Below are 25,666 nucleotides of genomic sequence, written 5' to 3'. Positions count from 1 at the left end.
TTAGATATCATTCATTTAGAGCACACTTATTCACCACTATTTGCTGCGGGGATCTCGGGTTTCGTGCTCCTCGGATAACGTCCCTCAGACTCCATAACGGCGATGGTTCTAATCGGGGCGTTTTCTCCTTGCAAAGCGGGATGGAGATGACGTAAATAACGGGACCGGCAACCGATAAAAGAAACGCCAACTTTGCGATGCCGGAAGGTCGATATTACGCTAAGTCATTAACGAGCCGGGAGTTAAATAAATACTGGTAATCCCTGCGCTTTAAAAAACCTCTCGCTAAGACTTGAAAGTTTTTAAATATCCGCAATAATGCACACGCTTAAACCTACCCGCAACGGACCAACGAATGTCTCTACTTAGCGATTACGTCAAGAAAGAACAGCTCCTGAAGCAGCTTGAAGAAGAGCTGAAGCGAATGGAGGGTGATCAACGTCTGAAGTCCGAGCTCGAGTTCAAGGAGAAACTCGAAGCTCTGATGGCGGAGTATGGCAAGACGACGCGTGACGTCATTGAATTGTTGAACCCGAAAGCTGACAACGCTCAGCCCGCTGCTGCGCAGACCGGATCGGCCGGTAGCCGCCGCAAGCGCAAGCTCAAGATTTACAAGAACCCCAACACCGGGGAAGTCGTCGAGACACGTGGCGGCAATCACAAGACCTTGAAGGCTTGGAAAGACGAACACGGCAGCGATACCGTCGAGTCCTGGGTCGTCAGGACGGAAGACTAAGCGCCTTTTCCTTTTTTCATGCGCTTGGGCGCTTTTTCATGCGCTTGGTCAAAACAAAACCCTCCGCCGAGATACAACGGCGGAGGGTTTCGTATTTAGCGGCTCTCGAACCTCAAGCGAACCTCAAGCCTTGGAGCTGATGCCGCCGAAGCCGTTGTGGCGCGACTCGCCCTTGGGGCCGTAGACGCTGCCCCCGATGGCACGATTCAGAAAATCGATGGCCTGTTGATTGTGCTCCAGCCGTGTGGAGATGATGTGGCCATTGAGGCGATTGGTCCGACGGACCCGCTCTGCCAGTTCTCGAATCCGCTGCCAGGTTTCCTGCCTGTCCAGTGACTGGGCAAACTGCTCCGCACCGCGGCTCCCCATGCCGAATCCTTGCGATTGCTGATGCTCTCGCCGGAGACTCTCGATTTGATCGAGGTCATTCAACTGCTGTTGCTTCAGCGCTGCCAGCTCACCGAGACGTTCCCCGTCGGCCCTGCCAGCGCCGAGACAGCCGGCCTCCGCATCGAGTGTTTCCACGAGCCTTTCCAACAAGGCATGTTGTTCGGCAATCAATTCAGCTGGCGTCATGCAGAATTCCTGGCACTGGGCCTGAAGTCAGGGATTATTGCTCACCCAGCATATGACGAACGCTCTGGATCAGACCGTCGGCAATCTTGCTGGTATCGAGTTCGAGCCGGCCTTCGGAGATCGCCTGGCGGATATCGTTGACACGGGCAGTGTCGATGTCTCCGCTCTCGTCGCCCCGCGGGATCTGGCTCAGCGTCGTCCTGGAACCGGCCGTCGTCTTGGCGGCTCCCAGCGACTCCGCGCTTTTGCGCTGCTCGGCGGCCTCGTTCTGGGTCGGGCGAGTCAGCGGTTGCGTTTGATCGATTTTCAAGGTCATTACCTCATGGCTGGATGCACAATCACGTACTTGCTTACGTTATCGGCAAGGCCAGCGGAAGCTGAACGAAATTCGAACAGAGATTTGTTAAAAAAATTATCTGGACGGCTCACAGGTCGACGCGCAGCCGATCCTGTCCCGTCACTCTTCCCTGTAGAATCTGATCATCCTCCGTCTTGAGGCGAATGGTGCTGCCTAATTCACCGTTATCCAGCGCCTCGACGCTGCGACTGATGCGAAACCCCTGGCCCACGGCGGTCAGTACGACCGTATCACCGCGTTTCACCATCCACGGCTTTCTGATCATGTTGTCGGTCAGCGTCGCTCCGGTCGGGATGCGTCGCGTGGCAACCCTGCCGACCGCCTGGTCGAGATCATCGAGGTAGCCGCGGCGCAGGCGGGAAATATCCGCCTCCTGCCAATCCAGCATCGTCGCATCGATCCGTTGACCGGGATCAATCGGCTGGAGTGCGACCAGGTGGCGAACTATCGCCGAAACCGTGGCCTGCAGATAGCGCGTCCGGCTGCCGTCGCTGTCGCAATGAACACCTACCGTAACCCGGCCCTGAGGCACTCCGGGGCGAGGCAGGAAGGGTTGCGGTGTCGCGCAGTCGCCGAGATCGACGTCGCTTTCCCGAATATCGATCGTCACCTGGTCGCCGAGAGAGGCAGTGCGCTCCTTCAGGAACTGACGCACGCTGGCGACGACGGCGTCGGAGGGTTCATCCGCCGATGCCGCGCGGGCGATCGAGGGAAGCGGCAGCAACGATAGCGCGAAAAGCAGCGCCATCAGCGTGACGGCGCCGGCTCGGAACACGAGCTGGCGGGACGGTCGATGTTTCAACCGGTTTCGCGGAAACGCTTCAGTCGGGTCGGCACGCATGTCACGGAGCTCGGGCTGTTCGCGGGTCTCGGCGGGGCGGTTCTGGAAATCCGAACCAGATCATGGATCCGGGCCGGGGCGTCCCGACATGGCAAGCCGGTGGACGCAATCCCCCACATTGGAAAACGATTGTAGGCGTGCTCGCCATCGAGCATTGATGAAAATGGCGCGCAATTGACGGTCTGTTTACGGGTTTGAATCGCGCCGCCCGCCGCTATTCTCCATCCTGTCAATTTTCCAGCGAACGCCATCCGAGGTGCACGGCATGTTCGACAAGTTGGATAACGCGCTGCGCTTCCAGCAGGAGGCCATCAATCTGCGCGCAGAACGTCAGCAGGTGCTGGCCAACAATATCGCCAATGCCGATACGCCCAACTTCAAGGCGCGGGATTTCGATTTCCGCGCAGAGTTGGATCGGGTCATGGAGCAGGGGCGCAGCGAGGGCTCCGGCGGGCTGTCGCTGGCTCGGACATCCGCTCGACACATTCCGGGGCAGGCGTCAGGCGGGTCGGGTGTTCAGGACCTGCTCTACCGCATTCCCGATCAGCCGAGCCTCGATGGCAATACGGTCGATATGGATCGGGAGCGCTCGGCCTTTGCCGACAACTCGCTCCGCTATCAGGCGGACGTCACTTTCGTCAGCCGCAAGATCCAGGGGCTGAAGAAAGCCATGCAGCCGGAGTAACACGATGTCCATGTTCAGTGTATTCGATATTTCCGGTTCGGCGCTGTCGGCCAATTCGCAGCGCATGAACGTTACCGCGAGCAACCTCGCCAATGCCGATAGCGTCGCCGGGCCGGACGGAGAGCCCTACCACGCCAGGCAGGTCATGTTCCAGGCGCTGAGCCAGCAGGGCGGCGGCACGGGCGGCGTTCGCGTCACCGGCGTGGTCGAGGACGACGTCGCGCCGATGCGCATGGAGTACCGCCCGGGGCATCCGCTGGCCGACGAGCAGGGCTATGTGCAGATGCCCAATGTCGACCCGGTCAACGAGATGGTCGACATGATCGCAGCCTCCCGCTCTTACCAAGCCAACGTCGAGGTCATGAATACCGCCAAGACGCTGATGACCAAAACTCTCACCATCGGCGAAGGCTGATCGGTGTCGGGCCACATCAAGGAGATGTCATGTCCAGTCCGGTGATCGGTAGCAGTACGCTAGCCAATATCAATGACACGGCCGCCAGCAGTGCCACTACGGGAATGGAATCCGGCAGCGAGCTCAATGATCGCTTCATGACGCTGCTGGTTACCCAACTGAAGAATCAGGACCCGACCAGTCCGATGGAAAACTCGGACATGACCGCGCAACTGGCGCAGATCAGTACCGTCAGTGGTATCGAAAAGCTCAATGACAGCCTTACCAGAATCAACGACCAGATCGATGCGGGGCAGGCCCTGCAGGCGACGGCGTTGATCGGGCAGGGCGTCATGGTGCCGGGCAACGAGGTTCTGGTGGGGGCGACCGATGACACGGGAGGTGTTGTCGCGACGCCGATCGGCGTGAATCTGGACAGCGCCGTCGAGGATCTGCAGATCGATATTCGCGGTCCCAGCGGCGAGATCATCGACAGCTTCTCCACCGGTCCGCTCGAGGCCGGCGTGCACAGCTTCAGCTGGGATGGTCAGTTGGCCGATGGTTCCAAGGCCTCCACCGACAGTATCTATACCGCCTCTCTGACGGCGACGGTGGGAGACGAGACATACGCACCGGCAGCCCTGAATTACGCCCTGGTCAATGGCGTGATCCAGGATGCCAGTGGACCGCAACTGGACTTGGGACCTGCTCGGGATCCCGTGGCGCTCTCGGAAGTGCGTCAGATTCTCTGAGCAAAAGCATTGACGACACGAAACCGCTTGAGCGTACGCAACCGATAAACGTAGGGGATGAATCATGGGCTTTTCACAGGCATTGAGCGGCGTCAACGCCGCTTCCCAGCAGCTGGATGTCATCGGCAACAACATTTCCAACTCGCAGACCAAAGGCTTCAAGAGCGGCTCGGTGCAGTTCTCCGACGTCTTCGCCAACAGCGCCGTCGGCCTGGGTACCCGGGTTTCCGGCATTCTGCAGGACTTCAGCAGCGGCAGCCTGGAAGCCACCGGGCGCAACCTGGATATCGCCATCGCCGGTGATGGCTTCCTGCGCTTCCAGCAGGAAGGCCAGGTGGGCTACTCGCGTAACGGCCAGTTGACGATGACCGCGGACGGCTACCTGGAAAATGCCCAGGGTGCGCGGCTGATGGGATACGGGCTGGCCGATGCCACCGACGTCAACTCCGGTGTCGTTACCGGCGGCCAGCCGGGCGTGCTCAACATCCCGGCGGCCGACATGCCGGCCAGCGCGACGGGCGCCACCGGCACCGGCATCAACATCCTGCTCAACCTGGATTCCGCCACGGTCGCCGACGATACCTCGACGGCAACGCTCTACAACAGCCTGACTGCGAAGAACGCCGAAGATACGACTGCGCAGACCCCGATCGCCTACAACTACTCCACCAGTTTCACCGTCTACGATTCCCAGGGCGCGCAGCATAACGCAACGCTCTATTTCCAGAAATCCAGTGTTGACGACAACACCTGGACTGCACGTACGGCGCTCGATGGTGTGCTGACGGCGGATGACCCCGCGCTGACTCTGGAGTTCGACAATTCCGGCAAGCTCGCAACCATTAACGGCGAATTGACAACGGACAATCCGGTCAACTGGCCCGATCTGACGTTCACTGACAATGAGCTAGGCACTGGTGTCCAGGAGATCAACGCCACTTTCAACATGGCGGGCAGCACGCAGTTCGCCGGTGACTCCACCGTCAAGAGCCTGGCACAGGATGGCTATTCCGCCGGTGCGCTGGTCGGCATCAGCTTCGCTGACGACGGCACCATCGTCGGTAACTATTCCAACGAGAAGACCGTCGATCTTGGCCAGATTGCCCTGGCCACCTTCCGTAATCCCGAGGGTTTGACGCCTTCCGGCGACAACCTGTTCGCGGCGACGGCGGCTTCCGGTAACGAACTGCTGGGCATTGCAGGTACCGGCACGCTGGGCTCGATCGAGTCCGAAACGTTGGAGGCCTCCAACGTCGATCTGACGCAGGAGCTGGTCAACCTGATCATTGCGCAGCGCAACTACCAGGCCAACACCAACTCGATCCGTACCCAGTCCGAAGTCATGGATCAGATTGCGCAGCTGCGCTGATAATTCTGTCGCCAACAGCATTGGCGTTGCCGGTCGCGAGTCGGCCGGCAACGATCCCGCTTCGATAGGCCGGGTTCGATAGATACGATTTCGGCAAGCACTGTTTCAATAGCCACGGTTTCGAAAGGCGCCGATATGAAAGGCGCCGATATGAAAGGCATAGGGCATGGATAGAATTCTCTACACCGCCGGCGGTGGCGCGAGCCAGACGATGGCGCAGCAATCGGTGGTCAACAACAATCTGGCCAACGTCAGCACGCCCGGGTTTCGCGGCGAGCTGATGGCGTTTCGTGCCGTGCCGGTGGAAGGCGAGGCGCGCCTGCCGACCCGCGTTGCCTCGATGATGACGACGCCGGGCGCCGATTTCACGCCGGGCACCATCAGTACCACCGGGCGCAGTCTCGATGTTGCGCTGCAGGGCGACGATACCTGGCTGGCGGTGCAGTCGCCGAACGGCGGCGAAGCCTATACTCGCCGTGGCGACCTCCAGGTCGATTCCACCGGCCTGCTGACATCGCTCGGCAACCCGGTGCTCTCCGACAACGGCCAGGCCATCGTCGTACCGTTGGGGGGCGACGTGACGATCGCGCCGGATGGTTCGATCAGCGTGCTCGAGCCGGGCCAGAACCCGGATGCGATCGCGCCGTTGGCGCGTCTCAAGATGGTCGCGCCGGGGAACGACAATCTGGTGCGTGGCGAAGACGGCCTGTTTCGGATGCCACCGGCCCAGGGGCAGGACGTGGCGGCGCCGATCCCGGCCGACGATACCCTGCGTCTGGTTCCCGGGGCGCTCGAAGGCAGCAATGTCACCGCCACCGACGCCATGATTTCGATGATCGACAGCGCTCGACGTTACGACATGCATATGAAGGTGATCGAAAGCGCGGACGAGAACGAACAACGCGCCAACAGCCTGCTTTCTCTGACCAGTTGACCCTGACCAGTTGACCCTGACCAGCTGAGGCTGGCCGCTGGCTGGCTTACCGACAATGAGGTTTTGTCATGATCAAGTCTTTATGGACGGCCAAGACCGGCCTGGAATCGCAGCAGGTCAAGCTGGATGTGATTTCCAACAACCTGGCCAACGTCTCGACCAACGGTTTCAAGCGGTCTCGCGCCGTCTTCGAAGATCTGCTGTACCAGAACGTGCGTCAGCCCGGTGCGCAATCTTCGGTGGTCGATACGCTGCCATCCGGCATGCAGGTCGGTACGGGCGTGCGTCCGGTCGCCACCGAGCGGCTGCACACCCAGGGCGGTCTGCAGAATACCGAGAACTCCCGCGATCTCGCGATCAACGGCAAGGGCTTCTTTGCCGTGCAGATGCCGGACGGCACCACGGGCTACACCCGTGACGGCAGCTTTCAGGTCAACGAGAACGGCCAGCTGGTGACGGCGGGCGGTTATCCGGTCGATCCACCGATCGTGATCCCGCAGAACGCGCTGTCGATCACTGTCAGCCAGGATGGCGTGGTTTCCGTGATGCAGCCGGGGACTTCCCAGAGCAACGAGGTGGGGCAGATCATGCTCTCCACGTTCATCAACCCGACGGGGCTGCAGAGCATCGGCCAGAACCTGTACCTGGAAACCGACGCCTCTGGTCCGCGTAACGATCTCAACCCCGGTCTGGATGGGGCCGGCGTGCTCTATCAGGGATACGTCGAGACTTCCAACGTCAATGTGGTGGAAGAGATGGTCAGCATGATCGAGACGCAGCGCGCCTACGAGATCAACAGCAAGGCCGTCGAAACATCCGATCAGATGCTCCAGCGTCTGACACAGCTATAAACCGGGGAAGGCGCGTGTTGCTGACCGCAGAATTGTCCACGATGTGGCGCAGGGTATTGATGCTGACCGGCCTCTGTCTGGTGCTGATCGTGGCTGGCTGTGCCCAGATTCCGCGCCACTCCGTGGTCGAGAATTCGTCCCCGGTGGAAATACCGTCGACACCGCCGACGCAGGCCAACGGCTCGATCTATCAGGCGCGCTTCGGCTTCCAGCCACTGTTCGAGGACCGCCGTCCGCGTCAGATCGGGGACATCATCACCATCGTGCTCGACGAACAGGTCAGTGCCAGCAAGAGCTCGGCGGCGAATGCGTCACGAGACGGTTCGGCGACGTTCACGCCGACGCTGGTGCCGGACCCTCTCGATAAACTGAGCGACTATGGCATGGACCTCGAAGGCGAGAACATCTTCAACGGTTCGGGGGGCGCCAATGCCAACAACACCTTTACCGGGACGATTACCGTGACCGTCTATGATCTGCTGGCCAACGGCAACCTGAAGGTTCGCGGGGAAAAGCAGATCGCGATCAACCAGGGCACCGAATATATCCGGTTCTCCGGCGTGATCAATCCACGCGCGATCAGCGGTTCCAACACCGTGCAGTCGACGCAGGTCGCCGACGCCCGTATCGAATATGTCGGTGATGGCTATATCAACGAAGCGCAGACCATGGGTTGGCTGCAGCGCTTCTTCCTCAACATTTCGCCGTTCTGATGCCTATGTCCGCTCTGTTTCGTTCATTCCAGTTGCGTCGCTCGCCGTTGGCCAGAGCGCTTCTGTTCCTGGCGATCCTGCTGTTCAGTCTGGGCGCCCAGGCGCAGCGCATTCAGGATCTGGCCAATTTCGCCGGCGTACGTGACAACCAGCTGGTCGGCTATGGCCTGGTGGTCGGTCTCGACGGAACGGGTGACCAGACCACTCAGGCGCCGTTCACGGGGCAGAGCATCACCAACCTGCTATCGCAGCTGGGCGTCACGGTGCCCGCGGGCACCAACATGCAGCTGCGCAACGTGGCGGCCGTCATGGTGACCGCCAGACTGCCGCCGTTCTCCCGCCAGGGGCAGGAGATCGATATCACCGTGTCATCGATGGGCAACGCCGACAGCCTGCGCGGCGGCACGCTGCTGATGACTCCGTTGAAGGGGGCGGACGGTCGCGTCTACGCGCTGGCTCAAGGCAACGTCTACGTCGGCGGCGCCGGGGCGGAAGCGGCGGGCAGCAGTGTTTCCGTCAATCACCTGGCCGCGGGCCGTATTCCCGGAGGCGGTCTCGTCGAGCAGGAAGTGCCGATGCGACTGGGCGACGCCAGTGGCACGCTGGATCTGTTCCTCAAGAATGCCGACTTCGAGAATGCCCGACGCATGGTCGCGGCGATCAATCAGGAGTTCGGCGCGCCGGTCGCCGCCGCGCTCGACGGACGCACGGTGCAGTTGAAGCTGCCGGCCAACGACAATGATCGCGTCACCTTTCTGGCTCGCGTGCAGGGAGTGAACGTCACTACCGAGCGTGGCCCGTCCAAGGTAATCGTCAATGCGCGTACCGGCTCGGTGGTGCTGTCGGACACCGTCACGCTCAATCGTGCCGCGGTGGCCCACGGCAACCTGTCGATCGTCATCGATTCCAATCCCCAGGTCAGTCAGCCCAATGCGCTGGCTGGTGGCAACACGACGGTCGTTCCCAACGCCGACATCACCGTACAGCAGGAGGGCGGTGCGCTGCAGATGGTTCAGACCAGTGCCGATCTGATGGATGTGGTCAACGCGCTGAACGCATTGGGCGCCTCTCCCCAGGATCTGATGTCGATTCTCCAGGCGTTGAAGTCCGCGGGATCGCTCAACGCCGAGCTGGATATCATCTGATGGCGATCACCAACGATCTTTCGGGGCAGTTTGCGCTCGACGTCCAGAGCGTGCAGAAGCTCAAGTACAGTGCGGCCAACTCGCCGCAGGGGAGTCTCAGGGAAGCATCGCGCCAGTTCGAGGCCGTGTTCCTGCAGATGATGCTCAAGAGCATGCGCGATGCCAGCCCCCAGTCCGGTCTACTACATAGCAATCAGATGGACATGATGCGCTCGATGCAGGATCAGCAGTGGGCGCAGCAGCTGGCGGGCAAGGGGCTGGGGCTTGCCGATCAGCTGGTGGCGCAGCTCGAGGGTAGCGGCCTGCCGGGCACCTCGGCACTGCCCGCCGCCTCGGGCGCTACGGGGGACGATGCCTCGGCCCTGATCGCCGGCATTCCGCGGGGTACGCCACGGCTGTTGCATGGTGGCCTTCGCACGCCGGGATTTGCGCCGGATCTGTCACGGCATGAGATTGCCAGCGCTGCCACGGCCAACGGCTCGTCATCGACATCGACATCGACATCGACATCGACATTGATGGGAGACGAGGCCGACGATCGTCCGGCGCACGTCCGCGCCTTCCTCGACAGTCTGGCAGGTCCGGCCAGGCAGGCGGAACAGTCCTCGGGCGTGCCGGCCGAGCTGATTCTGGCCCAGGCCGCGCTCGAGACCGGCTGGGGGCAGCGGGAGATTCCCACCGCCAGCGGCGGCAACAGCCACAATCTCTTCGGTATCAAGGCCGGACAGTCCTGGCAGGGCGACACCACGGCTATCACCACCACCGAGTATGTCGACGGGCGGCCGGTCAAGATGGTCGATCGCTTCCGCGTCTATGACTCCTATACCGATGCCTTCAACGATTACGCCAGGTTGATCGGCGACAACCCTCGCTATCAGGGGGTCGTGGCGGCTTCGACACCCGACCAGGCGGCTCAGGCGTTGCAGCAGGGCGGTTATGCCACGGATCCACGCTATGCCGAGAAGCTTCGCGGCATCATGGCGCAGTTGGGCACGCTAGAAGCCGGGGCAGGTCGCGATCTGCTGGCGACTGCGAGTAATGCCGGCAATCCGTTCGGCCCCGACGATCTGCCCACGGCGATTTTCTGATCGGCGTTAACAATTGGTTGCGAAATCGCTGTCTGAAGGGGTCAAGAAGCGGCTTTCGCGGCCGATAAAAATCATAACCTTGCACGGACATCGCCAGCATCGTCATGGCGTTTCACGGGATAGCGATATGAGCCTGTTTTCGATTGGCCTTAGCGGTTTGAGCGCGGCGCAGAATGCGCTCTCGACGACCAGCAACAACATCAGCAACGTCTACACCGATGGCTATAGCCGACAGTTGACGCTGCTGGGACAGAACAGCAGCGGCGAGGGTGGCGGTTCCGGCGTCAGCGTCGACGGCATCCAGCGCCAGTACAACAGCTATATCAGTTCGCAGCTCAATCAGGTCAATAGCCGCGAGTCGGCCCTGGAAACCTACCAGAGCCAGGTCAACCAGATCGACGATCTGCTGGCGGACAGCGATTCCGGTCTGACCACGTTGATGCAGAATTTCTTCTCCAGCCTCGAGGATCTGACCGGTGCGCCTTCGGACGCAGCCGCGCGCGAAGGGGTATTGGGCAGCGCTCGCAGCATGGTCGCACAGTTCCGTGCTTACGATGGCTATCTCAGCGACATGCGTGAGGGCATCAACGGCCAGATTGGCGACGTGGTCACCCAGGTCAACAATCTCAGCGACCAGATTGCCGATCTCAACAAGCAGGTGACGCTGGCCCGTGCCAGAAGCGGCGAGGAGCCCAACGCACTGCTGGATCAACGCGACAAGCTGGTCAGTGATCTCGGCGAGCTGGTCGACGTCAACGTGCAGGTCCAGGATGGTTCGACCTACCAGGTATCGCTATCCAACGGCACGCCGCTGGTCGCCGGCAACAAGTCCTTCGATCTCGTCGCCGTCAAGAGCGATGAAGATCCTTCCAATATCACGATCGCCTACGAAGATGGTGCCGGCTCGCGTTCGCCACTCAAGGAATCCGTCATTCAAGGCGGTGAACTGGGTGGATTGTTGAGCTTTCGTAGCGAAACCCTCGACAGCGTTCAGAACCAGCTCGGTCAGTTGGCGGTGACCTTGGGGGGAAGCTTCAACGCCTTGCAGGAGCAGGGATTTGATCTTGATGGCTTGGAGGGGGAGGACTTCTTTTCGCTGGGTTCACCTACGGTCTATGCTAGCGGCGATAACGCCGGTACGGCGGAGATGGAAATCCGGTTCACCGGGGACGATCCCGTCGACGTCGATGCGGGTGAGTTACGTGATTACAGTGGCGTCAGCAGCGACGATTACCGTCTCACATACCAGGGAGGAGATGAGTATCTTTTAGAAAATCTTTCCACTGGCGAGGACAGCACCATCGAGCTGAATGATGATGGTGAGTTGGTTTTTGGCGGAGTTACGCTGACACCTTCTTTGGATACTCCTGCCGAAGGGGATACGTTCCTGGTCCAACCGACGCGCAATGCGGCCGCCGGTTTCGATCTCGCGTTGAGCGATACCAGCCAGATCGCCGCTTCGGAAAGCGGTGACTCCGGTGACAACCGCAATGCCTTGGCGTTACTCGACCTGCAGAATCAGAAGCTAGTTGGCGGTAGTGCGACCTTCAGTGGCGGCTACGCTTCGCTGGTCAGCGATGTGGGCAACCGGGCGGCCATCACCGAGGCCAACCTGACGACCCAGCAGGGGCTGAGCGATCAGCTTTACGCTTACCAGCAGGCCGACTCGGGCGTGAACCTGGACGAAGAGTACGCCAACCTGATGCGATATCAGCAGTATTATTCGGCCAATGCCAAGGTCATCGAAGCGGGTTCGGCCATCCTGGATACGATTTTGGGGCTGCGCGCTTGAGAGCTGTCGAAGCGCCGTTTTTGAATAATCATTGAGTGCACCTGATCGGGTGCCTTGGAGGAGAGAGCCGTGCGTGTCAGCACCGTGATGATGTTTGAGCGCAGTGTCAGCTCGATGAACCGCCAGCAGGGCGCTTTCATGGAAGTCGGCGAGCAGATCGCTTCCGGCAAGCGTGTGGTGCGTCCTTCCGACGACCCACAGGCTGCATCGCGGGCGGTCGGGGTATCGCAATCGTTGGCCACCAATGCCCAGCAGAGCGACAGCCGGGTGACGGTGCGCAACTCGCTGAGCCAGGAAGAGAGCGTTCTCGACAGTGTTTCCGATGCTCTGACGAGAGCCAAGGAGCTCATGATCCAGGCCGGCAATGGCACGCTGAGCGACGCCGACCGCCAGTCCCAGGCGTCGGAGCTGCGTGGCGTCTACGAGGCGCTGTTGGGGCAGGCCAACTCTACCGACGGTAACGGAAGCTATCTCTTCGGCGGTTACAAGGATAGTTCCGCGCCCTTCGTCAAGGTCGAGGATAATGACTCTGACCCCAAGAAGGTGTACGTAGAATACGATGGCTCCGGCGCGGTTCGCCAGCAGAAGGTCGACTCTTCTCGAATGATGGACGTCGGCAACACCGGGAAAGAGGTCTTCCAGAGCGTGGCGGCCGGCGCTGGTTACTTGGCCAAGGCTGGCGACGGCAATACTGGCACCTTGACCTTCACTGGCCCCCAGGTGACGGACACGACCGCCGATGGCTACGGCGACGAGTACGCTATTTCGTTCAGCGATAATGGTGACGGCACTTTCGGCTATACGATTAGCGGCCCGAGTGTCAGCAAGACAGGTACCTATGACGGCACCAGTGCCACTCTGGAATTCGGCGGCGTCCGTCTGACGCTGGAAGGAACGCCCGAGCCAAGTGATACGCTCGCGGTGGGCCCGGCTTCTGAGATGAAGCCCGACGTCTTTAGGACGTTGGAGAACATGCTCTCTGCCCTCGAGAACCCGCTGGATTCCGACGCCGACAAGGCGGCCTTCGCCAATACGCTGTCGACCTCCAGCCGGGAGCTGGATAACGCACTGGACAATGTGCTGACCGTGCGCGCGTCCGTCGGTGCTCGACTCAACGAGCTGGACACGCTCGATACCGTAGGGGGCGATCGCAAGATCAGCTACACCCAGACCCAGAGCGATCTGATCGATCTGGATTACACCACCGCCATTTCGGACTATGTGCTGCGGCAGGTGGGGTTGCAGGCGTCGCAGAAAGCCTTCGTCGATTTGCAGGGGACTTCGTTGTTCGACCTGATGTGATGTTTGGTCTGACGCGACGTTCGACCTGACGCGGCGTCGGATTTCAATCGCCAACGGATCGGGCCGTTAACGGCCCGGTTCGAAGTCAAAGGGGCGAATCCTGCAGGATGCGCCCCTTTTGTCTGGGTTTGGGTGAGCCGTCGGTTGGCGATTTCGAATATTGGAAAGGAGTTCGGGGAGAGATTGGCCCCGTTGTGATCTCGGGTCAGGGCGTGCCGGCCATCTGTTCGATCATGCCCTGCATGAAACGAAGCTGTTGTTCGAACAGATCGCTCCAGAAGCCTCCCATATCCGGAATCAGTGCGGTAATCAGCACCAGGCCGGCGGTCAGTGTCATCGGGAAACCCACCGAAAAGATCGACAGCTGTGGCGATGCACGATTGAGAATGCCCAGCGAGAGATTGATCAACAGCAGCGCGGTGACGATGGGAATCGCCATCAGCAGGCCGGAGGAGAAAATGGTGCCGCCCCAGCGGGCCAGCGTTTCGGCAAAGCTGGCATCGATCGAGGTCGAGCCGATGGGCAGCACCTCGAAGGTCCAGGCGAGAATTTCGATCGTGATAAGGTGTCCGTTCATCGCCAGGAACATCAGCAGCGTCAAAATTTCCAGCAGGCGCGACAGCACCATCGTATTGGTGCCGGCATCCGGCTGGAAGAAGGTCGCGAACCCGAGGCCCATCTGCATGCTGATGAACTCGCCGGCAGTCTGCACCACGGCGATCATGATCCGCAGCACCAGGCCCATGGCGATACCGATAAGAATCTGCTGAAGCATGATGCCGAAGCTTTCCAGCGAGAACAGAGGAATCGCCGGCATCGGTGGCAGGGCAGGCGCGATGGCCACAGCGATTGCGGCCCCAAGCAGCGCCTTTACCGGCGTTGGTACGCTCGGCAAGCTCCACAGCGGTGACGCCATGAAGAAGGCAAGAATGCGAACCGTGGGCCAGAAGAAGAGCCGTATCCAGCTTTCCCACTGGGCTGAGGTAATATCGATCATCGATCGCGCTGACGAATCAGCTCACCATCTGGGGAATGTTCTGCAGCAGTTCCCGAGTGAAGTTGACCAGGAGCTGAATGATCCAGGCGCCGGAGAGGATCAGCATGGCGAAGACGCCCAGGATCTTGGGAATGAACGTCAGCGTCATTTCGTTGATCTGGGTCGCCGCCTGGAAAAGGCTGACCAGCAGGCCGACCAGTAGCGCGGTCAGCAGTAGCGGAGCGGCTATCATCAGGGTCACTTTCATGCCCTGGTAGGCCATGCTCATTACCATTTCGGGAGACATTGCTTACCTCCATGCAGTCGCGAAGCGGGGGCTGACGACACGGTTCGTGTCTGTGCGACTCACGAGAAATAGAAACTTTGGGTCAGCGAGCCGATCAGAAGCTGCCAACCATCGACCAGCACGAACAGCATCAGCTTGAACGGCAACGAGATCGTGGCCGGTGGCACCATCATCATCCCCAAAGCCATCAGTACGCTGGCGACGACCAGGTCGATGATCAGAAATGGGATGAAGATCGTGAAGCCGATCTGGAAGGCCGTCTTCAATTCACTGGTGACATAGGCTGGCACCAGGATACGCATCGGCACGTCTTCGGGACCCTGCATCTCGCCGACATCGGCGATGCGGGCGAACATTGCCAGATCGGCCTGCCGGGTCTGGGCGAACATGAACTCGCGGAATGGCTGGCTGCCTCGCTCCAGCGCTTCCTCCATCGAAATTTCTTCGGCCGAGAACGGTTGCCAGGCTTCTTCATAGGCCCGGTCGAGTACCGGCGACATGACGAAATACGTCAGAAACAGCGCGAGCCCGAGCAGAACCTGCGTCGGCGGCGCCGAGGGCGTGCTCATGGCGGTACGCAACAGCCCCAGCACGATGATGATCCGGGTAAAGCAGGTCATCATCAGCAGCATCGCCGGCAGAAAGGCGAGCGAAGACAAAAAGAGCAGCGTCTGCAGGCTCAGCGACCAGCGCTGACCGCCGTCCGCCATCGGCTCGCTGACAATGCCGGGAATCGCCTGCGCCATCGCCCACTGGCTGGCCGTCAACGCCGCCAGGGCACCCAACCCCACGACGACGCCACGCAATCTGGAATTAGCCGCAATAGCCACTAGTTGTCGACCCCGTTGTCCCGCCTGGGCTTTTGGCGCTTGAGCGAGTCACTCGCATTCTGTTTGAGGGCTTGACCCAGGCGACTGGCAAAGGAGCCGCTCAAGGGTGCCGACCCAGAGGTGACGGGCGTATTGGGGGGCGGGGTCATGCTGTCCAGCTTGGTTACCTGACCGCCACCGACGCCCAGAACCAGCCAGCGATCATCGACCTCGACGATGACCACGCGCTCGCGTTGCCCGACCGGCGTACTGGCCACGACACGCAGATGCTGCGTTCCGGCACGGCGGTTAGGACCGATACGCTTCAGCAGCCAGGCGCAGGCCAGGATGATCGCCACGACGATCAGCAACGACATTGCCGTCTTGCCCATCATCAGAAGGCCGATGCTGTCGCCGCTGCCGGCCGTGGTCTGCGCCGCCTGCTGTAGCGTATCGTCGTTCATCGATTCAGTTTCTGGACGCGTTCGGACGGCGTGACGATCTCGGTGATCCGGATGCCGTATTTGTCATCCACGACGACGACTTCGCCCTGGGCGACGAGATAGCCGTTGATCATGATGTCCATCGGTTCACCGGCCAGCCCGTCCAGCTCCACGACCGAGCCCTGGGCCAGTTCGAGCAGTTGCTTGATGGTGATGCGCGTTCGGCCCAGCTCGACCGAGAGCTTGACCGGGATATCCATGACAACGGCCAGATCCCGAGCCTCGCGAGTGTTGCCGCTGCCTTGATCGAAGGACTGGAAAACGCCGGCTTCCGCCGATTGTGCCTCGCCGGAACCCGCCGTGCCGGTGGGCTTGGTCGCTTCCTCGACCGTTTCGGACTCGTCGGCTTCAGGCTCGACACCCTGTTCCGCCATGGCCGCTGCCCAAAGATCGTCGGCATCCTGGTTGTTGTCGCTGGCCGTGTCGGAAGCTCCCTTCTGGGATCCCGGTTTTTGATCATCACTCATTGTCGAAGTCCTTCATGGCGGAGTACGTACCATGGTCAATAAGATGCTTCACCCGTAGCGCGCGTTGACCTTGCCGGGTCCCGTATTCACAGGCCATGACCGGTACACCGTCGACACGCACGTCGATGGCTTTGGGAAGATCGAAGGGGAGAATGTCGCCGACCTTCAGTGCCATCACGTCACCGATGGTCGAAGGTATCTCGGCAAAATCGGCGATCAATTCGACCTGGGTCTGTTTGATCTCGCCGGCCATGCGCGACTCCCACTGGGTATCGTCGCTGTCGAGCGTTCCGATCGGGCTGGACAGAATGTCCCGGATCGGTTCGATCATGGAAAAGGGAATGCAGATGTTGAAGTCGCTGGTCAGGTTGCCGACCTCGAGATGGAACGTACTGTTGACGACGATCTCGTTCGGCGAATTGGTGATGTTGGCAAAGCGCACCTGCATTTCGGAACGCATGTAATCGACGTCCACGGGATAGATCGATTTCCAGGCGTCGCTGTAACCCTCCAGCGCCAGCGACAATAGCCGCTGGATGATTCGCTGTTCGGTGGCGGTGAATTCGCGACCGTCGGATTTGGTCAAAAACCGGCCATCACCGCCGAACAGGTTGTCCACCACCATGAAGACCAGACCCGGCGGGAACACCAGCAGGGCGGTGCCCTTGAGCGGCTTGAGGCTGATCAGGTTCAGGTTGGTCGGTACCGGCAGGTTGCGCGCGAACTCGCTGTAGCTCTGGTAGCGCACGCCGGCGACCGTGATATCGGCGCTGCGTCGAATCAGGTTGAACAGGGCCACCCGGAAGAGACGCGCGAACCGCTCGTTGATGATATCCAGCGCCTGCAGACGCTCACGGATGACCCGGTGCTGGTTGGCCGGGTCGAACGGGCGCGCGTCGCGACGGTTACTCTCGGGCGCTTTGGCGGGCGCGTCGGTATCGCCGCTGACACCGTTGAGAAGGGCGTCGATCTCTTCCTGCGACAGCAAATCGTCTTGGGACATGATTGGCCTGGCGTCCGCTTACTGCACGATGAAATCGGAGAACAGCACGTCGTCGATGGATAACGTGGGCTGCGGCGTGGTGATCGGCTCGTTGAACAAGTCGAGAATCTGCTGCTTCAGCTGGACCTTGCCTTCGGGCTTGATCAACTCTTCGGCGCTCTTGCCGGATAGTAGCATCAGCAGCCGGCTGCGAACCTCGGGCATGTGTTGAGTGAGGAACGTGCTGGTCGCCTCGTCGCCGACGCGCAGCGACAGCCCGACGTAGAGCAGGCGGTCGCCGTAATCGCTCTGCAAATTGACGGTGAAGGGGTTGATGGTCACGAAAATCGGCACCGGCGCTTCGACCGGCTCGTCATCGACGACCTCGGTCGCCTCGCTGCCGTCGCGGGCGTCGAGGAAGAAGTACACGGCGACCGAACTGGCCACCGCCAGCAGGACGATCAGTAGCCCTATCAACAAGAGGGAGCGGCTTTTACGGGATGCGGCCATTGATTCTGCCATTACGGTGATCTCTGAAAGTTGCAGCGGATTATGCGGTGCTAGAGGGTGTCGCGATCGACGGAAAAGACGCCTTCCGGTCTGCTAACTTCCCCTTTCATGCGCCGGGATCGGAAGATGAAGGCGTGCCAATCGCGAACGGCGCCGCATGACTTGATGTCGCGGCGGGAGTGCCCGCCGCTATCCGTGTTATCGGCAGCGCTGGCTAGGCGTAAAGGTTGATATTGCCGTTAGGGGTGAGGGCAACCTGGCGCAGGGTGGCGTCATCGCTCGTATCGACTCCCGATGCGGCAAGCAGCGGGCTGGAGGCGCTCGACGTGCCACGCGGGCGATCGTCGTCTGACGACTGGCCTTGCTGGAACTGCCCCTGATCCCCGACCATCGCTTCACCCAGAGCGATGCCGCTATCGGCGAGCGCCTGGCGGAGCTGAGGCATTGCAGCCTCGACGGCAGCGCGAACCGGCGCGTGGGCAGAAAGGATCTGAAGCTGTGCCTGCTGGTCCTGTACCGTCAGCGATACGCTCAGCGGGCCGAGCTCCTGCGGATGGAGGCGTAGCGACATCTGCTGGTCGCCGCGCTGGTGCATCTGCAGGATTTGCTGGCCGAATGAGGCTGGCCATTGCGGTGACTGAACCGGGGTCGAGATGGCGCCGTTGGTCATCGTTGCTGCCGATGCCAATCCCGTACCGTTCGATAGCGGCGACGTCAGATGCGACAGAGATCCGCCATCGGGCCGCGGGCTCGTGAAGAGGGCGCTATCCAGTCCGTCACGTTTCGCGCCGGCTGCCGATAGGGCGTCCGCGAGCGCTGCACCGTCCGGGTCTCCCGTTGACGAGGATTGGGCCAGAACCTGGCCGGCCGCTGCCAGCAGCCCCGACGACGAGGTCGGATTGCCGTTACGGTTTCCTTCGACTGCCGAAAGCAGCTCGCTGAGCCCAGGCTGTCCGGAAGTCGCATTGACGCGAGTCGAGGAGCCGGGTCGCTCGCCGTCATCCGACATCTTGCCGGACAGCATCGCGGCCACGTTGCGTGCGGCGTCGCCGGCCGTCAGGGTCATCTGCTGCAAGGCGGATTGTCCGGCACCGAGTGCCGCGGCGCCATTGCCGGCGGCAGCCGCCGAAGCGTTACCGGCGGGTTGCGTGCCCGCCGTCAGCGGAAGCGCTGCGAAGATGGCGGCAAGAGCGTCCGCGTCGATCGGCCCTGCGTCGCTATCGCTCGCCTCGGAGCTCGATGGCGCCTTGCCGTCGGTCTTGCCTTCGAGGCTGGCCAGGACGGCGTGAAGCCCTGTCATGTCTCCCTCTTCCAGGGCTTGCAGAATCTCGCGTGCATCCTCGCTCGTCTGTCGAGTGGCATCGGATTCGGCATCCGCTACCTGCGAATCCTTTGTCGGCTGGCGGCTGGAGGCGAGGGCCGAGGATGTGTCATCGGTTTCTTGGGTATTCGACCGCTCGGGAGTGTTCGTTGCCTGCGACGCTGAACTTCCACCGGCTGCGGATCGCTGGGGCTTTTCTGCCCCTGCGGCCCGCTGCATGACATCGGCGAAGGGCGCGCTGGCCGTTTCCCTGGACGCGCTGTTCCCGGTATTGGCGCCACGCGTCGAGGATGAGGTCACGCTGATGAGAGAGGAAAGTTCCATGGACTACGCCGCCAGTTTCGTTATCGGATAGAGCTTCTAATCGGTGCTGCTGAGCAGGGCTTCCATTCAGTGTCTCGGTATTACCACTGGTGCCCGGCGTCCTGCTGACGGCGGCGTAACTGCGCGGCCATCTCGTCACTGTGACGTTGCTCGTGACGCGCCTGGTGGCGGGCCGCTTCATGCTGGCGGCGTGTGTGCAACGTGTCATAGGCGTTGAGTTTTCGGCGTTCGCCCTGCCAGTGCTGCTTGCCGTTCTCGACGCGAGACTGGTGCTCGCCGAGCCGGCGCTGTTGCTGTTCGATCGCCTTGTCGAGAGAGGCGATGAACTGTTGATAGTCCCGCCATTGGCTTGATGAGACACCCCGGGTCAGACTGTCGTGGAGCTTGCGCTGGTACTCGTCACGATAACGCTGCAGCTGCCCGAGCTGATTCTGAGCCTCCTGCTGTTGACGCTGCAGATAACCCAGGTTCTCGACAGCCTTGTCGCTGCTGCGCTGCGCCAGATCACGAAGCATCTGCATGGCGTGCATGTTGGCCAAAGCGTTACCTCCTATCCGTCCGTCAACCGGGGCGATTCACCGTGGCGGTTCATCGGGACAATCCGCCGGGACAATCCACCGATTGCCATTGTGGCGCTCGGGCCGTCCCGTCAAAGGATTGATAAGCGATGAAAAATGCCACTATTCCGGAACAGCGCGCGCCGATTTGCCACTCGAGGGGGCGGCGGAAGGTCAGTCGTCGATCGGTATGAGTCGGTCAAGGTCGGCCTGGGTAGGAGCCAGCTCTGCGATCTCGTTCATACGCTGTTGCAGGAAGGCCTCGAGTCGTGGATAGAGCGCGACTGCACGGTCCAATTGGGGGTCCTGGCCGGTGATATAAGCGCCAACGTTGATCAGGTCGCGGTTGCGCTGGTAGCGCGAGATCATCTGCTTGAAGCCTTGCGCCTGGCGCAGGCGCCTGGTGTCGACCACCGCCGGCATCGCACGACTGATCGAGGCCTCGATATCGATGGCCGGGTAGTGGCCGCTCTCCGCCAGCTGTCTTGAAAGCACGATGTGGCCATCGAGGATCGCGCGGGCGGAGTCGGCGATGGGGTCCTGCTGGTCGTCACCTTCCGTCAGCACGGTATAGAAGGCGGTAATCGAGCCACCGCCGCGCTTGCCGTTGCCGGCCCGCTCCACCAGCGCCGGGAGCTTGGCGAAGACGGAGGGGGGGTAACCCTTGGTTGCCGGCGGCTCGCCGATGGCCAGCGCGATCTCGCGAGCCGCCATGGCATAGCGGGTCAGCGAATCCATGATCAACAGCACGTTGCGCCCCTGATCACGAAAGTCTTCCGCCAGCCGCGTCGCGTAGGCCGCGCCTTGCATGCGTTGCAGCGGCGAGGTATCGGCCGGGGCGGCAACCACCACGGCTCGGGCCAGGCCCTCGTCGCCCAGAATGTTTTCGATGAAGTCCTGAACTTCGCGCCCCCGTTCACCGATCAGGCCGACGACGATGACATCGGCATTGGTGAAGCGCGCCATCATGCCCAGCAGCACACTCTTGCCGACTCCGGAGCCGGCGAACAGGCCCATGCGCTGGCCGCGGCCCACGGTGAGCAGCCCGTTGATGGCACGGATGCCCACGTCGATGGCGGTATCGATGGGCGCACGGGCCAACGGGTTGATCGGCGGCGTGTCCAGCGGGGCGTGGGGTGCCTGCTCGAGCGGGCCGTGGTCGTCGAGTGGCCGGCCGTTACCGTCGACGACGCGGCCAAGCAGCCCGTCGCCCAGCGGGAAGCGCCTGGCGCTGGCGATGTCCAGGCGGTTGCCGCTGAGCGCGAGTACCCGCGCGCCCGGCAACAGGCCGCTGGTGTCTGCCAATGGCATCAGGAACAGCTTGTCCCCGGCGAATCCGACCACCTCCGCCTCGGCGAAGCGTTCGTCGTCGTGGCCGTTGCCGGGGGAGAGTTCGATCAGGCAGGCGCTGCCAAGCGGAAGGCGGATGCCGATGGCTTCCAGCACCAGCCCCGTGGCGCGAGTTACCCGGCCTTCGTGGCGGTAATGGGAGAGTGATTCGACACGATGGCTGATCTTGCCCAGCACTTGACGCCAATGCTGGTGGTGCTGGGAGACTCCCGACGAGATCGAGGACTCTGTGGCGTCACTCATCATCGGAGCTCTCGCCATCGAAACCCACGCCACCGAAACCCTCGCCATCGGCACTCTCGTGACCGAGGCCTTTACGACCGTTGCCGTTGTGGCTACCGCTGTGATCGGCACCTTCTTGCTTCGAGCCGTCACGGCGGGAGCGGTCATGGCCTGACTCGAGCTCGCTGTCCTGAGATTCAGGCTCTACCGGTTGGCCGCTCGACGTCGTCTTGCGTTGGCGTCGCTGGTCGAGAATCGCTTTCCACTGGGTGCTCAAGCTGGCATCGAGTCCGCCCGCGGCACTGGTGACATGGCAGCCACCGCGCTCGAGCGAAGGGTCGGCATGACACTCCCAGCCGCTGGCCTCGAGAGAGTCGCCCATGGACGTCGTTACCAGCTCCAGGTCATCCGGATGCAGCCACAGGCGGGGCTTGCCGTTCAGGGTGGTGTCGGCATCGAGCAGCTCGCGCACCACGCTCAGGATATGTTCAGGGTTCGCGGCCAGCGACTCGCCCGCCAGTTGGCGGCCTGTGATCAGCGCCAGCTCGACCAGTTGATCGGCGACTTCGGTATCCAGCGTCGCCAATGCCTGACGAAAATTGTCGGCCAGCTCGGCAAGGGGGCGCAGCGTCATGTCCAGGCGCTTGTTGAATTCCAGTTCGGCGGCTGCGTTGGCCGCTTCGAGACCTTCCTTGTAACCTGCCTGATAGCCTTGCTCGTGCCCTTCGCTGTAGCCGCTTTCGTAACCCTGTTGCCGGGCCTTTTCGGCGATCGCTCGGCGCGCCTTCTCCTCGGCGTCTTCCCGTTGCCGACGGCGACGCTGCGCTTCGGCGTTTGCGGCGGATTGACCGGGAGCCGGGGACGGGGCGCGCGCGAGCTCTTCCATCTGCCAGCGGTGCCATTCGACACGGTCAGATTCGGTCCGATTGCTGCGATCAGACGTAGCCATCGTCGCCACCCGTCAAGGCGATTTCGCCGGAATCCGCCAGACGCCGTACGACCGCCAGAATCGACTTCTGTTCGTTTTCGACCTGCGATAGACGAACCGGTCCTCGGTTTTCCATGTCTTCGAGCATCAGCTGCGCCGCACGCTGAGACATGTTGCGCGTGAACTTGTCGACCAGTGCTTCTTCGGCACCGCGCAGTGCAATCACCAGAGAGTTGGTTTCGACTTCGCGCAGGATCATCTGGATGCCGCGGTCGTCGATATCCAGCAGGTTCTCGAACAGGAACATCTCGTCGATGATGCGTTGCGCCAGATCTTCGCTGTGCGCGCGAACCACTTCGATGACCTGTTCTTCCTGAGTGGAGTTCATCAGGTTGAGAATCTCGGCCGCTGTCCTGACCCCGCCCATCTTGCTGCGCTTCAGGTTGGTGCCGTCGAGCATCGAAGTGAGTACCTCGGTCAGTTCCTGCAACGCTGCCGGCTGTACGCCGCTGAAGGTGGCGATGCGCAGCATGACGTCTTCGCGCAGCTTGTCGCCGAACAGTTCGAGAATATCGGCGGCCTGGGAGCGCTCCAGGTGCACCAGGATCGTGGCGATGATCTGCGGGTGCTCGTCGCGGATCATTTCGGCGACCATCGACGCTTCCATCAGGTTCAACGAGTCGATGCCCGACGCCGTATTGCTGGTCTCGAGAATGTCCTCGATCAGGCTGCTGGCGCGTTCGCTGCCCAGTGCCTTGGTCAGAACCGCGCGGATATGATCGCTGGAGTGCAGATTGATGGCCGTAAACTGCTCGGCTTCCTCGTAGAAATCGCGTAATACCGCCGCCATCTCCTGATGAGAGACCTGGCCGAGCTTGGCCATTTCCTGGCTGATCTCCTGCACCTCTCGGCTGGAGAGGTACTTGAAGACTTCCGCTGCGCTGTCTTCGTCCAGGGAGAGCAACAGGATGGCGCCGCGTCGAGCGCCAGTCATTTCCACCGTCATGATTTGTCCATCCAGCTTCTGACGACCATGGCGACCAGGCGGGGATCTTCCTGGGCGATTTCACGAACTTCCTTGAGATCCTGCTCGTAGCTCGAGGCGCCGCGACGGCTGCGTTCGCGTCTCGAGCCTTCTACAGGCTCGTCGCTGACGCCGCTGTCACTGACTGCCTGATAGCTCGCGGCACCGGCGGCTGCCGCCGCGCCGGTGGCGGGTGCCGGTGCCGCCACCGGGGCGGGAGCGGGCTCTGCGGTCTGGCGACGCAGGAGCGGTTTCACCACCTTGAACCACAGGAACAGGGCGACCAGGGCGACGACGAGATACTTCAGTACGCTCTTGCCGAGACTCCAGACTTCCGGCGTCTGCCACCAGGGCAGGGTATCGAAATCCTGTGCATCGATCTGGAACGGGCTGTTGACGACCTCGAGCGCATCGCCGCGAGCCGCCGAGAAACCCATCGCCTGACGAACCAGGCCACGAATCTGCTCCATCTCCGTATCGCTCAGCGCGACCTGGGTCGGATTGCCGTCTTCATCCACGCCGTCTCGATAGTTGACGACAATGGCTGCCGACAGGCGCTCGATGTCGCCGCTGTGCTCTTTGACGTGCTCTACGGTACGGTCGACTTCGTAATTGATGGTACTGTCATGGCGTGCCCGGCCGGTGTCGGTGGTGTCAGCGGTCTCGGTGCCTTGCGTATCCGCGTTCTGGTTGTCGGCATTATCGGCATCGTCGGCCCCATCGGTCTGGGCTTGGGTGCCCTGCGCGTTGATCGGGGAGGCGGCAACGCCCGGCGGCTGATTGCTCAGCGCGCCCGGTACGCCCATGGCGAGATCGCCATTGCTCTGGTACGACGAGCTGGTCTGCTGGCTGCGTACGGCGGCCTCGTTCGGCGCCTGGTTGGGGCCGTAACGCTCTGCGGTCTGCTCTCTTTGGGAGAAGTCGATTTGCGCGGTGACCTGCGCGCGCACGTTCCTGGCGCCGACGATCGGCGCCAGGATCGCCTCGATGCGCTGGGCGTACTGGTCTTCGAGATTGTTGACGTAATCGAGCTGGCTACCATCCAGCTGGTTGTTGTTGCGGTTGGAGCGGCTCAGCAGATCGCCGTTCTGATCGATGACGGTGACGTCGTCGATGGCCAGTTGCGGCACGCTGCTGGAGACCATGTGGACGATGGCGTTGACCTGGCCTTCGCCCAGTACCCGACCCGGCTGCAGATCGAGGACGACGGAGGCGGAGGCGGGTTCGCTCTCGCGGACGAAGACGGACGGCTTGGCCATGGCGAGGTGGACACGGGCCCGCTCGACGCTGCCCAGCGTGCCGATGGTACGGGCCAGCTCGCCCTCCAGGGCCCGCTGGTAGTTGACCTGCTCTGCGAACTGGCTGATGCCGAATGCCTGGTCGTCCATCAGCTCGAAGCCGACGCCGCTGGCTTCGGGAAGCCCCTGTTCGGCCAGCCGGAGACGAGTCTGGCGGACCTGGTCGGCCGGGACGAGCAGGGCCTGGCCGCCCTCGCTGAACTCGTAGGGGATGCCCATGGTATCGAGCTGGGTGATGATTCGACCGCCGTCGGCGTCAGTCAGCGTCGAATAGAGAACCCGATATTCCGGGCTGCGAGCCCACAGCAGCAAGGCGATCACGATAGCCACGGCGGCGGCGCCGGCTACGATCAGCGGGATACGGGGGTTCCGCTGCAATCTGTTCAACCAGTCGCGGCCGCCGGAGGTCGTCTCCGAAGCGGCTTGGCGATTCGAATTCCGGGCGGATGCATTGGCTGAATTCTGAGCGTCGTTGGACGACGTGGCCGTGCTCATGTCGGACTCCGCTCATGGCACGTGGTGCGACTCGACAACATAGCAGTAGTCTGCTCC

Annotated in this window: 29 protein-coding genes; 13 read left to right on the top strand and 16 right to left on the bottom strand. The window is 61.7% G+C overall.

Going from position 1 to position 25,666, the window contains the following annotated elements:
• Positions 1-355: 355 nt before the first annotated feature.
• A complete protein-coding gene (locus R5R73_RS10510) occupies positions 356-736 on the top strand; it encodes a histone-like nucleoid-structuring protein, MvaT/MvaU family (protein WP_322527478.1) in 381 nt (126 codons plus the stop codon).
• 123 nt (positions 737-859) lie between these two features.
• Here the strand turns inward: R5R73_RS10510 and R5R73_RS10505 are convergent, their stop codons facing one another.
• From R5R73_RS10505 to flgA, 3 genes are all read right to left on the bottom strand, one after another.
• Positions 860-1,312 carry a flagella synthesis protein FlgN gene (locus tag R5R73_RS10505; protein WP_110632558.1) on the bottom strand — a complete coding sequence of 151 codons (453 nt, stop codon included), beginning with the start codon at positions 1,310-1,312 and terminating at the stop codon, positions 860-862.
• 34 nt (positions 1,313-1,346) lie between these two features.
• On the bottom strand, positions 1,347-1,622 hold the full coding sequence (flgM, locus tag R5R73_RS10500; protein WP_208625335.1) for a flagellar biosynthesis anti-sigma factor FlgM: 276 nt from the start codon (positions 1,620-1,622) through the stop codon (positions 1,347-1,349).
• Between the two features lie 115 nt (positions 1,623-1,737).
• On the bottom strand, positions 1,738-2,472 hold the full coding sequence (gene flgA / locus R5R73_RS10495) for a flagellar basal body P-ring formation chaperone FlgA (RefSeq protein ID WP_322527477.1): 735 nt from the start codon (positions 2,470-2,472) through the stop codon (positions 1,738-1,740).
• 304 nt (positions 2,473-2,776) lie between these two features.
• On the opposite strand from flgA, the gene flgB reads away from it, so the two are divergent.
• The 11 genes from flgB (at position 2,777) to flgL (ending at position 13,536) form a co-directional block, all read left to right on the top strand.
• Positions 2,777-3,196, top strand: coding sequence for a flagellar basal body rod protein FlgB (gene flgB, locus R5R73_RS10490; RefSeq protein ID WP_110632567.1), 420 nt, complete (start codon positions 2,777-2,779; stop codon positions 3,194-3,196).
• Positions 3,197-3,200: 4 nt separating this feature from the next.
• On the top strand, positions 3,201-3,611 hold the full coding sequence (flgC, locus tag R5R73_RS10485; protein WP_322527476.1) for a flagellar basal body rod protein FlgC: 411 nt from the start codon (positions 3,201-3,203) through the stop codon (positions 3,609-3,611).
• Positions 3,612-3,640: 29 nt separating this feature from the next.
• On the top strand, positions 3,641-4,342 hold the full coding sequence (locus tag R5R73_RS10480) for a flagellar hook assembly protein FlgD (RefSeq protein WP_110632569.1): 702 nt from the start codon (positions 3,641-3,643) through the stop codon (positions 4,340-4,342).
• A gap of 64 nt (positions 4,343-4,406) precedes the next feature.
• Complete coding sequence (flgE, locus tag R5R73_RS10475) at positions 4,407-5,711, top strand: flagellar hook protein FlgE (protein WP_322527475.1); 1,305 nt, start codon at positions 4,407-4,409, stop codon at positions 5,709-5,711.
• A gap of 166 nt (positions 5,712-5,877) precedes the next feature.
• Entirely contained in the window at positions 5,878-6,645 is a 768-nt protein-coding gene (locus R5R73_RS10470) for a flagellar basal body rod protein FlgF (RefSeq protein WP_071231261.1), read from the top strand.
• A 68-nt stretch (positions 6,646-6,713) separates the two neighbouring features.
• Positions 6,714-7,496, top strand: a complete 783-nt coding sequence (flgG, locus tag R5R73_RS10465) for a flagellar basal-body rod protein FlgG (protein WP_071231260.1) — start codon at positions 6,714-6,716, stop codon at positions 7,494-7,496.
• A 41-nt stretch (positions 7,497-7,537) separates the two neighbouring features.
• The gene (locus R5R73_RS10460) at positions 7,538-8,209 is read left to right on the top strand and encodes a flagellar basal body L-ring protein FlgH (protein WP_322529581.1); all 672 of its coding nucleotides are present in this window, start codon (positions 7,538-7,540) and stop codon (positions 8,207-8,209) included.
• Between the two features lie 5 nt (positions 8,210-8,214).
• The gene (locus R5R73_RS10455) at positions 8,215-9,354 is read left to right on the top strand and encodes a flagellar basal body P-ring protein FlgI (protein WP_416221185.1); all 1,140 of its coding nucleotides are present in this window, start codon (positions 8,215-8,217) and stop codon (positions 9,352-9,354) included.
• Positions 9,354-10,442, top strand: coding sequence for a flagellar assembly peptidoglycan hydrolase FlgJ (flgJ, locus tag R5R73_RS10450; protein WP_322527474.1), 1,089 nt, complete (start codon positions 9,354-9,356; stop codon positions 10,440-10,442). Before R5R73_RS10455 ends, flgJ begins: the two co-directional genes overlap by 1 nt.
• A gap of 127 nt (positions 10,443-10,569) precedes the next feature.
• Entirely contained in the window at positions 10,570-12,234 is a 1,665-nt protein-coding gene (flgK, locus tag R5R73_RS10445) for a flagellar hook-associated protein FlgK (protein ID WP_322527473.1), read from the top strand.
• 69 nt (positions 12,235-12,303) lie between these two features.
• Positions 12,304-13,536 (top strand): flagellar hook-associated protein FlgL, encoded by a 1,233-nt coding sequence (flgL, locus tag R5R73_RS10440; RefSeq protein WP_071231256.1) that lies wholly within the window; start codon positions 12,304-12,306, stop codon positions 13,534-13,536.
• A 205-nt stretch (positions 13,537-13,741) separates the two neighbouring features.
• On the opposite strand, the gene fliR is transcribed toward flgL, so the two are convergent.
• The 8 genes from fliR to R5R73_RS10400 form a co-directional block, all read right to left on the bottom strand.
• A complete protein-coding gene (gene fliR / locus R5R73_RS10435; RefSeq protein WP_071231255.1) occupies positions 13,742-14,533 on the bottom strand; it encodes a flagellar biosynthetic protein FliR in 792 nt (263 codons plus the stop codon).
• Positions 14,534-14,549: 16 nt separating this feature from the next.
• Complete coding sequence (fliQ, locus tag R5R73_RS10430) at positions 14,550-14,819, bottom strand: flagellar biosynthesis protein FliQ (protein ID WP_071231254.1); 270 nt, start codon at positions 14,817-14,819, stop codon at positions 14,550-14,552.
• 59 nt (positions 14,820-14,878) lie between these two features.
• Positions 14,879-15,565, bottom strand: a complete 687-nt coding sequence (gene fliP / locus R5R73_RS10425; protein ID WP_083387278.1) for a flagellar type III secretion system pore protein FliP — start codon at positions 15,563-15,565, stop codon at positions 14,879-14,881.
• 83 nt (positions 15,566-15,648) lie between these two features.
• The gene (gene fliO / locus R5R73_RS10420; protein ID WP_322527472.1) at positions 15,649-16,092 is read right to left on the bottom strand and encodes a flagellar biosynthetic protein FliO; all 444 of its coding nucleotides are present in this window, start codon (positions 16,090-16,092) and stop codon (positions 15,649-15,651) included.
• Complete coding sequence (gene fliN, locus R5R73_RS10415; RefSeq protein ID WP_071231251.1) at positions 16,089-16,598, bottom strand: flagellar motor switch protein FliN; 510 nt, start codon at positions 16,596-16,598, stop codon at positions 16,089-16,091. Before fliN ends, fliO begins: the two co-directional genes overlap by 4 nt.
• Positions 16,591-17,601: a flagellar motor switch protein FliM gene (gene fliM / locus R5R73_RS10410; RefSeq protein ID WP_110632589.1), complete on the bottom strand. Its 1,011-nt coding sequence runs from the start codon at positions 17,599-17,601 to the stop codon at positions 16,591-16,593. Before fliM ends, fliN begins: the two co-directional genes overlap by 8 nt.
• An 18-nt stretch (positions 17,602-17,619) precedes the next feature.
• A complete protein-coding gene (fliL, locus tag R5R73_RS10405) occupies positions 17,620-18,102 on the bottom strand; it encodes a flagellar basal body-associated protein FliL (RefSeq protein WP_071231249.1) in 483 nt (160 codons plus the stop codon).
• 202 nt (positions 18,103-18,304) lie between these two features.
• Positions 18,305-19,390: a flagellar hook-length control protein FliK gene (locus R5R73_RS10400; RefSeq protein ID WP_322527471.1), complete on the bottom strand. Its 1,086-nt coding sequence runs from the start codon at positions 19,388-19,390 to the stop codon at positions 18,305-18,307.
• A gap of 238 nt (positions 19,391-19,628) precedes the next feature.
• On the opposite strand from R5R73_RS10400, the gene R5R73_RS10395 reads away from it, so the two are divergent.
• Positions 19,629-19,766: a hypothetical protein gene (locus tag R5R73_RS10395; RefSeq protein ID WP_157957031.1), complete on the top strand. Its 138-nt coding sequence runs from the start codon at positions 19,629-19,631 to the stop codon at positions 19,764-19,766.
• A 49-nt stretch (positions 19,767-19,815) separates the two neighbouring features.
• Here R5R73_RS10395 and fliJ read toward each other — a convergent pair whose 3' ends face one another.
• From fliJ to fliF, 5 genes are all read right to left on the bottom strand, one after another.
• Entirely contained in the window at positions 19,816-20,265 is a 450-nt protein-coding gene (gene fliJ, locus R5R73_RS10390) for a flagellar export protein FliJ (protein ID WP_322529580.1), read from the bottom strand.
• Positions 20,266-20,466: 201 nt separating this feature from the next.
• Entirely contained in the window at positions 20,467-21,885 is a 1,419-nt protein-coding gene (fliI, locus tag R5R73_RS10385; RefSeq protein ID WP_071231273.1) for a flagellar protein export ATPase FliI, read from the bottom strand.
• A complete protein-coding gene (locus R5R73_RS10380) occupies positions 21,878-22,813 on the bottom strand; it encodes a flagellar assembly protein FliH (protein ID WP_322527469.1) in 936 nt (311 codons plus the stop codon). The genes fliI and R5R73_RS10380 overlap by 8 nt, the downstream gene beginning before the upstream one ends.
• The gene (gene fliG, locus R5R73_RS10375) at positions 22,800-23,798 is read right to left on the bottom strand and encodes a flagellar motor switch protein FliG (protein WP_071231246.1); all 999 of its coding nucleotides are present in this window, start codon (positions 23,796-23,798) and stop codon (positions 22,800-22,802) included. The genes R5R73_RS10380 and fliG overlap by 14 nt, the downstream gene beginning before the upstream one ends.
• Positions 23,795-25,609: a flagellar basal-body MS-ring/collar protein FliF gene (gene fliF / locus R5R73_RS10370; RefSeq protein WP_322527468.1), complete on the bottom strand. Its 1,815-nt coding sequence runs from the start codon at positions 25,607-25,609 to the stop codon at positions 23,795-23,797. Before fliF ends, fliG begins: the two co-directional genes overlap by 4 nt.
• Positions 25,610-25,666 lie beyond the last annotated feature (57 nt).

The sequence above is a fragment of the Salinicola sp. LHM genome, assembly GCF_034479735.1.
GTDB classification, from domain to species: Bacteria; Pseudomonadota; Gammaproteobacteria; order Pseudomonadales; family Halomonadaceae; genus Salinicola; species Salinicola salarius.
This window is presented reverse-complemented; position numbering and strand designations above follow the sequence as displayed.

What these genes read in the sequence shown, in the direction of transcription:
- flgE (WP_322527475.1), top strand. Translation starts at nt 4,407, where the DNA reads ATGGGCTTTTCACAGGCATTGAGCGGCGTCAACGCCGCTTCCCAGCAG.
- fliO (WP_322527472.1), bottom strand. Translation starts at nt 16,092, where the DNA reads ATGAACGACGATACGCTACAGCAGGCGGCGCAGACCACGGCCGGCAGC.
- R5R73_RS10455 (WP_416221185.1), top strand. Translation starts at nt 8,215, where the DNA reads ATGTCCGCTCTGTTTCGTTCATTCCAGTTGCGTCGCTCGCCGTTGGCC.
- flgC (WP_322527476.1), top strand. Translation starts at nt 3,201, where the DNA reads ATGTCCATGTTCAGTGTATTCGATATTTCCGGTTCGGCGCTGTCGGCC.
- fliN (WP_071231251.1), bottom strand. Translation starts at nt 16,598, where the DNA reads ATGAGTGATGATCAAAAACCGGGATCCCAGAAGGGAGCTTCCGACACG.
- flgG (WP_071231260.1), top strand. Translation starts at nt 6,714, where the DNA reads ATGATCAAGTCTTTATGGACGGCCAAGACCGGCCTGGAATCGCAGCAG.
- R5R73_RS10395 (WP_157957031.1), top strand. Translation starts at nt 19,629, where the DNA reads ATGACATCGGCGAAGGGCGCGCTGGCCGTTTCCCTGGACGCGCTGTTC.
- R5R73_RS10470 (WP_071231261.1), top strand. Translation starts at nt 5,878, where the DNA reads ATGGATAGAATTCTCTACACCGCCGGCGGTGGCGCGAGCCAGACGATG.
- flgJ (WP_322527474.1), top strand. Translation starts at nt 9,354, where the DNA reads ATGGCGATCACCAACGATCTTTCGGGGCAGTTTGCGCTCGACGTCCAG.
- R5R73_RS10380 (WP_322527469.1), bottom strand. Translation starts at nt 22,813, where the DNA reads ATGGCTACGTCTGATCGCAGCAATCGGACCGAATCTGACCGTGTCGAA.
- fliI (WP_071231273.1), bottom strand. Translation starts at nt 21,885, where the DNA reads ATGAGTGACGCCACAGAGTCCTCGATCTCGTCGGGAGTCTCCCAGCAC.
- R5R73_RS10505 (WP_110632558.1), bottom strand. Translation starts at nt 1,312, where the DNA reads ATGACGCCAGCTGAATTGATTGCCGAACAACATGCCTTGTTGGAAAGG.
- fliR (WP_071231255.1), bottom strand. Translation starts at nt 14,533, where the DNA reads ATGATCGATATTACCTCAGCCCAGTGGGAAAGCTGGATACGGCTCTTC.
- R5R73_RS10400 (WP_322527471.1), bottom strand. Translation starts at nt 19,390, where the DNA reads ATGACAGGGCTTCACGCCGTCCTGGCCAGCCTCGAAGGCAAGACCGAC.
- fliL (WP_071231249.1), bottom strand. Translation starts at nt 18,102, where the DNA reads ATGGCAGAATCAATGGCCGCATCCCGTAAAAGCCGCTCCCTCTTGTTG.
- R5R73_RS10510 (WP_322527478.1), top strand. Translation starts at nt 356, where the DNA reads ATGTCTCTACTTAGCGATTACGTCAAGAAAGAACAGCTCCTGAAGCAG.
- fliF (WP_322527468.1), bottom strand. Translation starts at nt 25,609, where the DNA reads ATGAGCACGGCCACGTCGTCCAACGACGCTCAGAATTCAGCCAATGCA.
- fliG (WP_071231246.1), bottom strand. Translation starts at nt 23,798, where the DNA reads ATGACGGTGGAAATGACTGGCGCTCGACGCGGCGCCATCCTGTTGCTC.
- fliP (WP_083387278.1), bottom strand. Translation starts at nt 15,565, where the DNA reads ATGGCGCAGGCGATTCCCGGCATTGTCAGCGAGCCGATGGCGGACGGC.
- fliJ (WP_322529580.1), bottom strand. Translation starts at nt 20,265, where the DNA reads ATGCACGCCATGCAGATGCTTCGTGATCTGGCGCAGCGCAGCAGCGAC.
- R5R73_RS10480 (WP_110632569.1), top strand. Translation starts at nt 3,641, where the DNA reads ATGTCCAGTCCGGTGATCGGTAGCAGTACGCTAGCCAATATCAATGAC.
- flgB (WP_110632567.1), top strand. Translation starts at nt 2,777, where the DNA reads ATGTTCGACAAGTTGGATAACGCGCTGCGCTTCCAGCAGGAGGCCATC.
- fliQ (WP_071231254.1), bottom strand. Translation starts at nt 14,819, where the DNA reads ATGTCTCCCGAAATGGTAATGAGCATGGCCTACCAGGGCATGAAAGTG.
- R5R73_RS10460 (WP_322529581.1), top strand. Translation starts at nt 7,538, where the DNA reads ATGTGGCGCAGGGTATTGATGCTGACCGGCCTCTGTCTGGTGCTGATC.
- flgK (WP_322527473.1), top strand. Translation starts at nt 10,570, where the DNA reads ATGAGCCTGTTTTCGATTGGCCTTAGCGGTTTGAGCGCGGCGCAGAAT.
- fliM (WP_110632589.1), bottom strand. Translation starts at nt 17,601, where the DNA reads ATGTCCCAAGACGATTTGCTGTCGCAGGAAGAGATCGACGCCCTTCTC.